Genomic DNA, 8,078 nt, shown 5'->3' on the forward strand with positions numbered 1-8,078 from the left:
CGCGTGAAAGTGAGGAACATCATGGACAACGAATACTATAAGCGCTACGAGCCGTTTTTCGGCGCGTGGTACATCAAACGCTATATCGGTGCAGGCAGCTACGGCAAGGTGTTCGAGATCGAGCGCCGCGACGAGTTCGACACCGTGTTCACCGGCGCGCTGAAGGCCATCACCATCCCATCCTCGCCCGACGAGCTGGAGGAGATCCTTTCGGACGGCATGGACCGGGACGGTGCGTCCACCTACTTCCGGGATTACGTCAAGGACCTCAACCGAGAGATCGCCCTCATGAGCAAGCTCAAGGGCCACAGCAACATCGTCAGCTATGAGGACCACGCCATCCACGCCCACGAGGACGGCATCGGCTGGGATATCCTCATCCGCATGGAGCTGCTCACCCCCATCACCGGCTACCTGAAGCAGAACAAGAGCTTTACCCGGCGCGAGATCATCCGCCTGGGCATCGACCTGTGCCGCGCACTGGAAGTGTGCCAGCGCTACAACATCATCCACCGGGACATCAAGCCCGCGAATATCTTCATCTCGGAGACCGAGGACTTCAAGCTGGGCGATTTCGGCGTAGCCCGCATCGCCAGCGCCTCCACCGGTGCTTCCACCCGCGCAGGCACCGTGAACTACATGGCCCCCGAGGTGTTCAAGGGCGAAAAATACACGAGCAACGTGGATATTTACTCCCTGGGCCTTGTGATGTACCAGCTGCTGAACGCGAACCGGATGCCGCTTTACCCGCCCTACCCGCAGCCCATGTCCCCCGCCCAGCGGGAGCGCGCCCAGGCCCAGCGGCTTTCCGGTGCAGCCCTGCCGCCCCCGGCCAACGCCGACGGCCGCCTGGCCGAGATCGTGCTCAAGGCCTGCGCCCCGGACCCGGCCCAGCGCTACGACAGCCCCGCCGTGATGCGGCAGGCGCTGGAAGCCATCCTCTACACCGAGGGCGAAGCCCGGGTGATCTACCCCGGCGGCGACGCCGTGCCCGTGCCCGGCACCGGCGGGACGGCAGACCTGCAGCCTGCGCCCGCCCCGGCCAAAAATGTTCCGGACGAGGGCACCATCCGCCCGGTTCCGGCCCGCGCGCCGGAAAGCCCCGCGCAGGAGCCGGAGACCGCAGACAGCGGGACCATCGGTGCGCCGGTGCCTTCCGCTCCGCAGGAGCCCGCAGTGGACCAGACCGTGCGGGTGGAAGCAGCCCAGCCCGCCGCCCCGGCCGACGACCGCACCGTGCGGCTGATGCCCGGCGCAGCGCCGGTGCAGACCCCGGCGGAGGACCGCACCGAGCGCGTGGCAGCGCCGGTGCAGCCGGTGCAGAACGTGCAGGAGAGCGACAAGACCACCTTCCTGTTTGAAGCCCAGGCCGAGAAGCGCCGTCAGGAACAGCAGGCCAAGCGGGAAGCGGAGGAAGCTGCCCGCCGCAAGGCCGCTGAAGAAAAGGAAGCGGAGCTGGCCCGCATCCGCGCCGAGAAGCGCGCGGCCGAGCAGGCCGCCGCCGAGGAAGCCGCCCGCAAGGCGGAAGCCGAACAGGCCGCTGCGGCGCAGGCAGCCCAGCAGCAGGAGACCCCTGCAGCCCCTGCGGCACCCCAGAAGAAGGGCAGCAAGCTGCCGCTGGCGATCGGCGGCGTGGCCGTTGCCGCCGTGGTGGCCGTGGGTGGCTTTGCTCTGGCCGGGCGCGGAAACAGCCAGCTCCCGGTGGCGGCAAGCACCGCAAGCGTTTCCAGCAGTTCGGCATCCTCTGCCGCATCGGAGAAGGCCAGCCATAGCGCGGCCAGCGAAGAAAGTGCTTCCGCCAGCGTGGCCGAAAGTGCCGCCGCAAGTTCGGAAAGCGAAAAGCCGGTGAGCAGTTCCAGCTCGGTAAGTTCGTCCAGCAGCTCCGTCAGCTCGTCCAGTGCGGCAAGCAGCTCAAAGGCGGTCAGCTCGTCCAGCAGTGTGGCGGCCAGCAGCAGGGCTCCGGCAGCATCCAGTACAGCCCCTGTGGCCAGCAGTACAGCTCCGGTTGCATCCAGTACGGCACCCGCGTCTAGCAGCACAGCTTCGACAGCGGCTTCGTCTAAACCGCTTCCGTCCAAAAGCAATATTATAAGTGTCATCAATGAAGCTCGCACGAACAATGGTTTGAATGCGTTGACGGAAAGTTCGACACTGACAGCACTCGCGCAAAAAGTGATGGAGAATCACCAGCAATATTACAATGGTGAAATTGATCAAGAAACCAGAAATAAGCTGAACCAGCAAGATATGGGGCCGACGCGTACTGCGCGGGGAAGTCTTGGCTATGTTTCTACAACGGGAAGCATTACGGTATCTGACACACAGCGATGGAAAGAAAGAAACAACACCGCGTCCTCGGACTACTATATTGTATGCGGAAGTGGCACGGAGATTGGCGTGGCGACCGGCTGGTTGGCGGATGGCAGAACAATAACAGTCGTAATAACTGGCTAAAAGTGACTGCAAGCAGAAGAAATCTCTGCACAGCGAGGAGAATGAATCATGGACAACGAATACTATAAGCGCTACGAGCCCTTCTTCGGCTCCTGGCACATCAAGCGTTTCATCGGTGCGGGCAGCTACGGCAAGGTGTTCGAGATCGAGCGCCGGGATTTCGACATGGTGTTCACCGGCGCGCTGAAGGCCATCACCATCCCGGCGGACAAAAGCGAGTATGAGCAGGTGCTGGAAGCCGGCATGGACCGCGAGGGCGCATCCACCTATTTCCGCGACTATGTGCAGGAGTTGAACCGCGAGATCGCCCTCATGAGCCGCCTGAAGGGCCACAGCAACATCGTGAGCTATGAGGACCACCAGATCATCCCCCATGAGGACGGCATCGGGTGGGATATCCTCATCCGCATGGAGCTGCTCAAGCCCATCAACGACGCACTGCGCCAGAACAAGTCCTTCACCCGGGCCGAGGTCATCCGCCTGGGCACCGACCTGTGCCGCGCGCTGGAAGTGTGCGGGCAGTACAACATCATCCACCGGGATATCAAGCCCGCCAACATTTTTATTTCGGACACCGGCGATTACAAGCTGGGCGATTTCGGCGTGGCCCGCATCGCCAGCGCTTCCACCGGCGCGTCCACCCGGGCAGGCACCGTGAACTACATGGCCCCGGAGGTGTTCCGCGGCGAGAAATACACCGCCAACGTGGACATCTATTCCCTCGGCCTTGTGATGTACCAGCTGCTGAACGCGAACCGGATGCCCTTCTACCCGCCCTACCCTCAGCCCATCACCTTCTCGGCGGCAGAGCAGGCCCGGGCCCGGCGGCTTGCGGGCGAGGCCCTGCCCCTGCCCTCCGGCGCACAGGATGCACTGGGGCAGCTGGTGTGCAAGGCCTGCGCGCCGGACCCTGCCCAGCGCTTTGCCGGCCCGCTTGCTTTGCGCAAGGCGCTGGAAGCCCTGCCGCAGAAGCAGCCCGCTCCTCTTGCCATCGACCCGCCCGGCGGCAGGCCGGACCCCCTCAACGACACCATTGGCACGCCGGGGCCGGACTGGCACTGGCGCAATGGCCAGCTGGTGCAGGACCCGCCTGCCGACGGAGCAGACCCGGAGGCCACCTTTGACCCGCACCTTTCGCCTGCCCCGGCCCCTCTTGTGGACGAGACCGTGCGGGTGGAAACGGCACAGCCCGCCGCCCCGGCCGATGACCGTACTGTGCGGCTGATGCCTGCAGACGTCCAGCCGACCCCGGCCCCTGCGCCGGAAAAAGACCGCACCGAGCGGGTGGCCGCGCCCGCCCCGCAGGTGCCGGAAATGCAGGACCCGGACAAGACCACCGTGCTGTTTGCCGCTCAGGCGGAACAGCGCCGCAAGCAGGAGCAGGCCAGACGGGATGCAGAGGAAGCCGCCCGCCGCGCCGCCGAAGCGGAAAAGGAGCAGGCCCGCCGCGCCGCCGAACAGGCCGAAGCCGCCCGCAAGGCTGCGGAAGCCGCTGCCGAGAAGCCCGCGCCCGAAGCGAAGATCTCCCGCCGGAAGATGCTGGGCATCCTCGGCGGCGCGGCCGTGGTGGCCGTGGGTGTCGGTGTGGGCGGTGTGGCCATGCTGAACAAGGACAAAGCCGCCCCGGCGGCCAGCGCCAGCGAAAGCAGCAGTGCAAGCGAAGCCGTGGAAAGCGCGGCGGCAGTGGCTTCCGGCAGCTGCGGTTATAAAGTGCAGTGGTCGCTGGAAAACGGCGTGCTTCGGCTTTCCGGTTCCGGCAGAATGTCGGATTATCCGGATAAATCTTCGGTGCCTTGGGTAGACGTGCAGGACCAGATCGAGCAGATCAAGTTTGATGATGAAATTATAAGCGTTGGAAGATATGCCTTTGCGGATTGCCCCAATCTGACGAAAGTGACCCTGCCCAGCGCACTGCAGACGATTGGAACAAGCGCGTTCAATCGCTGCCCGAAGCTGATCTCCATCACGATCCCGGACGGAATAGGTGTGATTGGGGAATATGCATTTACCAACTGTTATGCGCTGGAAAGCGTTACGATCCCAGAAAGTGTGCGAAAAATCAAGGACCAGGCGTTCCGCTCCTGTGATGAGCTGAAAAGTGTAAAAATCAACAAGAGCTGTACCCTGGGTAAACAGGTTTTCCCCGACACAACAGAAATCACTTACTATTAAATAAAACAAAAAAATCATCTGCAGTGATTTCTCGGGCAAAAGCCTGAGGAAGTTTGCTGCAGATGATTTTTGTTTTTATGGGAACGAACCCTCTCAGGCGCTGCCGCGCCAGCTCTCCCGAAGGGAGAGCCTTTTCAGCGGGCGTCCACGGCGGGCGTCTGGTTTACTGCTCGTTCTTCTTCGCCAGGTCCTTGGTGTAGAGGGCGCGGGTGGCGTTGAGCACAGCCAGCACCATCACGCCCACGTCGGCGAAGATGGCCGTCCACATGCTGGCCATACCAATGGCACCCAGCACCAGGCAGGCGAACTTGATGGCTAGCGCAAACACGATGTTCTGGTACACGATGCGCAACGTGCGGCGGGCAATGCGCATGGCCAGCGCGATCTTAGCCGGGTCGTCGTCCATCAGCACCACGTCGGCGGCCTCAATGGCGGCGTCGGAGCCCAGCGCACCCATGGCGATGCCTACATCGGCGCGGGACAGCACCGGCGCGTCGTTGATGCCGTCACCCACAAAGGCGAGGTTCTCTTTAGGCCGCTTTGCGGCGAGCAGCGTTTCGATCTGGTCTACCTTGTCGCCCGGCAGCAGGCCCGCATGGTACTCATCCAGACCCAGCTCTGCGGAAACAGTCTTTGCAACCGGCTCTGCGTCGCCGGTCAGCATCACGGTCTTGCGCACACCGGCATTCTTCAGGCCCCGGATGGCCTGTGCGCTGTGGGGCTTCACCACGTCGGCGATGAGCAGATAACCGGCATACATGCCCTCAATGGCCACGTGCACGATGGTGCCGGTCTCGCTCACAGCGGGAGCCTTCAGGCCCAGCTTTTCCATCAGGCGGGCGTTGCCGGCGGCGACGGTCTTGCCGTCCACCTTCGCGGTGACGCCGTGGCCGCCCAGCTCCTGCACGTCGGTGACGCGGCTGGGGTCGATTTCCTTGCCGTAAGCGGCCTTGATGCTCAGGGAGATGGGGTGCTTGGACCAGCTCTCGGCCAGCGCGGCGGCTTCCACCAGCTGTTCCTCGCTGGTGCCGTTTGCGGGGTGGACGCCGGTCACTTTAAAGGTGCCCTGGGTCAGGGTGCCGGTCTTGTCGAACACCACGATGCCGGTGCGGGCCAGTTCTTCCAGATAGGTGGAACCCTTGACGAGGATGCCGCAGGCGGAAGCGCCGCCGATGCCGCCGAAGAAGCTCAGAGGAATGCTGATGACCAGTGCGCAGGGGCAGCTGATGACCAGGAAGGTCAGGGCACGGTAGACCCAGTCACCAAAGCGGGCGGGCTGACCCAGGACCAGCAGCACGATGGGCGGGATGAAGGCCAGCGCCAGAGCACCGTAGCACACAGCGGGGGTGTAGATGCGGGCAAAGCGGGTGATGAAGTTCTCGGCGCGGGCCTTCTTCATGCTGGAATTTTCCACCAGGTCCAGAATTTTGGAAACGGTGGATTCGCCGAACTCCTTGGTGGTCTTCACCTTCAGCAGGCCGGTCATGTTCACACAGCCGCTGATGACCTCGTCGCCGGTCTGCACGTCGCGGGGCAGGCTCTCGCCGGTGAGGGCGGCGGTGTTCAGGGCGGAAGTGCCTTCCACGATCACGCCGTCGATGGGCACCCGCTCGCCGGGCTGCACCACGATGACCGTGCCGATCTCCACATCGTCCGGGTCCACCTGCTCCAGCTTGCCGTCCTCGCCCTCAATGTTGGCGTAGTCCGGGCGGATATCCATCAGGCTGGAAATGCTCTGGCGGCTCTTGCCCACGGCCACGCTCTGGAACAGCTCGCCGATCTGGTAGAAGATGATAACGGCGCAGCCTTCCACATAGTCGCCCAGCGCGAAGGCACCCACGGTGGCAACGGCCATCAGGAAGCACTCATCGAAGGGCTGGCGGTTCTTGATGCCCAGCAGTGCCTTGCGCAGCACGTCCCAGCCCACCACCAGATACGGAATGCAGTACAGCGCCAGCTCCACCGGCGTGGGGAACTGGGGCAGCAGCTTGAGGATGAGCACCAGCACCACCGCAGCGATGATGCGGTACAGGGTCTTTTTCTGCTTTTTGTTCATACAAAACTCTCCTTTTTGCGGGATCCTGGGCCGCATCCGCTGCGGCGGGCGGGGGATTTCAACAATTTTTCCCCATAAAAATGGATATTCCACGGTTTTACCCGGGTTTTCCACGCAGTTTTTCCGGCGAAAAAGCGCTTTTAGCCGTCTGTTTTGTGGATTTTCCGCAAACAGTGTTGAAAACCGGGTGGAAAGTGTTGAAAACTGCGGATTTTTTCAACACGAAACAGCTGCGGATAATAAAAGCTCTCCCTCTCGGGAGAGCTGGCATCGCGCAGCGATGACGGAGAGGGTTTGCTCCCTTGTTCTCAGATGTCAAAGATCTCGCAGTCGTCCTCTACCTTCTTGCAGGCGGCCAGAACGTTCACCATGGTGTCGTGGGGGTCTGCGCCCTCCGCGAACTCCACCTTCATCTTCTGGGTCATAAAGCTGACGGTTGCACCGGCCACGCCTGCCACGGTGTTGGCGGCATCTTCCATCTTCTGGGCGCAGTTTGCGCAGTCCACTTCGATCTTGTAGGTCTTTTTCATAATGAGTACCAGCCTTTCGTTATTCTTCGATATGATCCATCCCCATGGAGAGGATGCTGCGCACATGGTCATCGTCCAGTGCGTAGAAAACGGTTTTGCCCTCGCGCCGGAACCGCACGAGCTTGGAATCCTTCAGCACCCGCAGCTGGTGGCTCACGGCCGACTGGCTCAGCTGCACGGCGCTGGCAATGTCCTGCACGCACAGCTCGTTGTCGTGCAGTGCATACAGAATTTTGATGCGGGTGGAATCGCCGAACACCCGGAACAGATCGGCCAGCTCGTAGAGCACCTCATCGTCCGGCATCTCCACCGGCTGGTGTTCATTTTCCGGCACCGCAGGGGCGGCCTGTTCTAACCCGGTCATTGGCTCATCTCCTTCACATCGATATATGAATATCTGTTCATGTGTTCAGAATAGCATGCGGAAAGGCCGTTGTCAAGGCTTTTTGCAAAGTTTCCGGGCAAAAAATAAAAATGCAGTTTTTCTGCGCTGAAACGCAAAAAGCCTGCATTTTTGATTTGCAAAAAGGGTGCATTTTGGGTGGTGCTTCGCAGGGCGGAGATGTTCTCTTTTGACGGACAAAAGAGAACCAGAAAGGACGGCGGTGCCCGGAGGGCATGAAAGCCCCAGTGGGGCTTTTAAGCCGCAGACCGGTTTGCAAAGCAAATGCCGCGTGTTTAGCGCGGCAAGGTCGCAGCGATTTCGACGCGCTGGAGCCGGGCGGGGATTGTTCTCTTTTGGCACCAAAAGAGAACCAGAAAGGACGGCGGTGCCCGGAGGGCATGAAAGCCCCAGTGGGGCTTTTAAGCCGCAGACCGGTTTGCGAAGCAAATGCCGCGTGTTTAGCGCGGCAAGGGCACGGCGA

At 61.9% G+C, this 8,078-nt stretch carries 6 protein-coding genes; 2 read left to right on the forward strand and 4 right to left on the reverse strand.

From position 1 onward, the window contains the following. Window positions 1-21: 21 nt before the first annotated feature. Complete coding sequence (locus tag CGS49_RS07385; RefSeq protein ID WP_097801221.1) at window positions 22-2,454, forward strand: serine/threonine protein kinase; 2,433 nt, start codon at window positions 22-24, stop codon at window positions 2,452-2,454. Window positions 2,455-2,502: 48 nt separating this feature from the next. After that, window positions 2,503-4,626: a protein kinase domain-containing protein gene (locus CGS49_RS07390; RefSeq protein ID WP_097801222.1), complete on the forward strand. Its 2,124-nt coding sequence runs from the start codon at window positions 2,503-2,505 to the stop codon at window positions 4,624-4,626. Window positions 4,627-4,789: 163 nt separating this feature from the next. On the opposite strand, the gene CGS49_RS07395 is transcribed toward CGS49_RS07390, so the two are convergent. The 4 genes from CGS49_RS07395 to CGS49_RS14305 all read right to left on the reverse strand — a co-directional run. Next, a complete protein-coding gene (locus CGS49_RS07395; RefSeq protein WP_097801223.1) occupies window positions 4,790-6,682 on the reverse strand; it encodes a heavy metal translocating P-type ATPase in 1,893 nt (630 codons plus the stop codon). Window positions 6,683-6,990: 308 nt separating this feature from the next. Further along, complete coding sequence (locus tag CGS49_RS07400) at window positions 6,991-7,212, reverse strand: cation transporter (RefSeq protein ID WP_097801224.1); 222 nt, start codon at window positions 7,210-7,212, stop codon at window positions 6,991-6,993. Window positions 7,213-7,231: 19 nt separating this feature from the next. Continuing rightward, the gene (locus CGS49_RS07405; protein ID WP_097801225.1) at window positions 7,232-7,576 is read right to left on the reverse strand and encodes an ArsR/SmtB family transcription factor; all 345 of its coding nucleotides are present in this window, start codon (window positions 7,574-7,576) and stop codon (window positions 7,232-7,234) included. Between the two features lie 37 nt (window positions 7,577-7,613). Next, window positions 7,614-8,078, reverse strand: a 465-nt coding sequence (locus CGS49_RS14305) for a hypothetical protein (protein WP_207653400.1), incomplete at its 5' end; no start/stop codon positions are given.

Origin of the sequence: Faecalibacterium langellae, assembly GCF_002549775.1 — a bacterium.
Classification (GTDB): domain Bacteria; phylum Bacillota; class Clostridia; order Oscillospirales; family Ruminococcaceae; genus Faecalibacterium; species Faecalibacterium langellae.

Coding starts and splice junctions, on each gene's coding strand:
- CGS49_RS07385 (WP_097801221.1), top strand. CDS start 22: ATGGACAACGAATACTATAAGCGCTACGAGCCGTTTTTCGGCGCGTGG.
- CGS49_RS07390 (WP_097801222.1), top strand. CDS start 2,503: ATGGACAACGAATACTATAAGCGCTACGAGCCCTTCTTCGGCTCCTGG.
- CGS49_RS07395 (WP_097801223.1), bottom strand. CDS start 6,682: ATGAACAAAAAGCAGAAAAAGACCCTGTACCGCATCATCGCTGCGGTG.
- CGS49_RS07400 (WP_097801224.1), bottom strand. CDS start 7,212: ATGAAAAAGACCTACAAGATCGAAGTGGACTGCGCAAACTGCGCCCAG.
- CGS49_RS07405 (WP_097801225.1), bottom strand. CDS start 7,576: ATGACCGGGTTAGAACAGGCCGCCCCTGCGGTGCCGGAAAATGAACAC.